This window comes from Affinundibacterium seohonense, from assembly GCF_014284305.1.
In the GTDB taxonomy this organism is placed as follows: Bacteria; Pseudomonadota; Gammaproteobacteria; order Burkholderiales; family Burkholderiaceae_D; genus Undibacterium; species Undibacterium seohonense.
Window position 1 is genome coordinate 1 of record NZ_JACOFW010000058.1, and the last position, 2,478, is coordinate 2,478.

Genomic DNA, 2,478 nt, shown 5'->3' on the forward strand with positions numbered 1-2,478 from the left:
TAACGAATAGCGTTTATCCGCCGCACCGGAAACGCAAAAATAAGAATCCGCGATCATTGCGGCGGATAAACCTTGTTGGACTGAACCGACTGTGAGTCGATTGATTAAGGGGATTGTATGCGAATTGATCGCTTGATTGCTAGTAGATTAGCAAGGGATTTCTTTAACTTGTGGTGAGCTTGTTGTGGTCGGACGATCGACGATGATTTTTGTCTTTCCGTGTGGAAGTGTTTTACCTGTGGTTTTCGGCTTGGGCACGAACTAGTCCGCAGTTCGCAAAAGAACCTATTCTGAATCTCAACAATTGGGCACCGCGATTTAATCATGGTGGTGGCCCTGTCGTTAATACTGGTCGATTCTTGACCGCTACAATTATGTCGATCACCTGCATCGTTCCATGACCACAGTGCGGGCAACACAACACATCGATCTGATTTACACGCAACATAAACGCTTGCACGCTTTCGATGATAGCTGGCTGGGGCTGCGGCATCTGCAGTGCCAGTCGACATTGCGCTAGCTTCTCTCTTTTGTGGCAATTGGCGAGTACGCCGTAATGACGGATACGTTTAAATCCGGTCGGTAAGACATGCTGTAGGAAGCGTCGAGTGAATTCGTTTGTCGATAATTGCTCAATACGTTTCTTACCGGCATGGGCGTTGTCGCGTACTTTAAATCTCACTTGACCATCGTGAAATGAAAGCAGTCGCTCATTGGAAATACCAACACGATGCGTGTACCTCGATAAATAATCGAGTACCTGTTGTGGGCCACCCAAAGGGGCTTTGGCGTACACCACCCAATCATGCTGTCTCAGTTCAAGTAAGAGCTGCTTCGACGCTGTGTCATCCATCCTTTCCTTGGAAATACGGCCATCTATTCTTGCCAATTTAAGCGCATCGATGAACTTCTCGCGAAACACCTTAGAAAGTGCTTTGACGGGAAACAGAAATCCTCGGCGACTTTGTTTCCATTGTCCATCTTCGTCAAGTGCGCCGTTTGGCATTAAGGCGTGTATGTGCAAATGGCGTTGCAGTGTCTGCGTCCATGTGTGTAAAACCAAAGTGATCGCAGGCACCCCACCGAGCCAACGCGGATTGGCAGCAAAGGCTAACAACGTCTCTGCGCTGGCACTAAACAGGATGTCGGTGATCAGGCGGAAGTGACTTGCTGCCAAGCCGTTTAATGCATGTGGAATCGTGAACACCAAATGCGTGTAGGGAACGTTAAGGCATTCACGTTGACGTGCGGCGAGCCATTGGTCTTTGGTGCGACTTTGACATTTGGGACAATGACGATTCCGGCAGGAATGATAAATATGCCGTGTCATTCGGCATTGATCGCAGCGCTCGATATGACCGCCTAATGCCGCAGTACGACAAGCTGTGATAGCGCGCCAGACCTTACGTTGACTAAGATTAAGGCCGTATTGCTCCAATCCTGCCTTCTCTTGTTGACGCAGGATATCTGCTAACTCCAAATGTGCATGCGTGAGCATACAAAGTCGTATGAACTTACAGCTTCGACAAATTCGATAGTAAATCGAGCGGAGAATCGGTCTTCACTACTTGCTGTTGTAGATGGAGATAGCGCGCAGTAGTACTAAGATGATTGTGCCCCATCAAACGACTGATGCTATGCAGATCGACACCGCTATCGAGTAAGTGCGTGGCAAAGGCATGTCGCAAGCTATGGATACCACCTTGTTTATGAATGTTGGCACGTTGCTTGGCTGAATAAAAATAGCGCTGCACTTGGTTGTCGGTAATAGGACCATCTCCCGCCTTGTTCGGAAACAACCAAATTTGAGGACGAAATGCATGCCAATAGATGCGCAGTGTGTCCAACAATTTCGGGGATAGCAAAGCATAACGATCTTTACCGCCTTTGCCGTTACCAATGCGTAGCATCATCCGTTTGCTATCGACATCACTGACTTTGAGCTGGCACAGCTCAGAAACGCGTAAGCCCGTTGCATAAATCGTCGTCAATATGGTGCGATGACGTGGATTCGAACAGGCGGCGATGATGCTTTCCACTTCTTCTCGCGACAGCAATTCAGGCAAGCGTTCTGGTGGTTTGCGTAGTGGTATTTCGATGCAAATATCAGGTTGGTTCAATGTAAAACGAAACAAAAATCGCAAGGCACAACCAGCTTGGTTGGTGGTGGACGTAGAGCGATGTTTGTCGTTAATTAAATGCAGCAAATACTGCTTGATTTCTTCAGGTGAGATGAGCTCGGGGGATCGATGGTAGTACTTCGCAATCGCTGCAACTGCATCAACATAGGCAACTTGAGTACGTTCAGCCAAACCACGCAAGACCATGTCATTCTGAAAACGCTGACGCAATGAACTCATGATGATTTCCTTTACCAAAACCGGGGACATTCCCAGCTTCAGAGTAGAAAACCATACACTTTTTACTAGTGATAATTCGTTGAGGAACAGCCCACCGCGTAGCGGTTTAGTTCAACTT

The 2,478-nt window shown here is 47.8% G+C and carries 2 protein-coding genes; both read right to left on the reverse strand.

Going from position 1 to position 2,478, the window contains the following annotated elements; all coding sequences use genetic code 11:
• Positions 1 to 322: 322 nt before the first annotated feature.
• On the reverse strand, positions 323 to 1,498 hold the full coding sequence (locus H8K52_RS20505) for an IS91 family transposase (RefSeq protein WP_246464731.1): 1,176 nt from the start codon (positions 1,496 to 1,498) through the stop codon (positions 323 to 325).
• Between the two features lie 16 nt (positions 1,499 to 1,514).
• Entirely contained in the window at positions 1,515 to 2,360 is an 846-nt protein-coding gene (locus H8K52_RS20510; RefSeq protein WP_186924772.1) for a tyrosine-type recombinase/integrase, read from the reverse strand.
• Positions 2,361 to 2,478 lie beyond the last annotated feature (118 nt).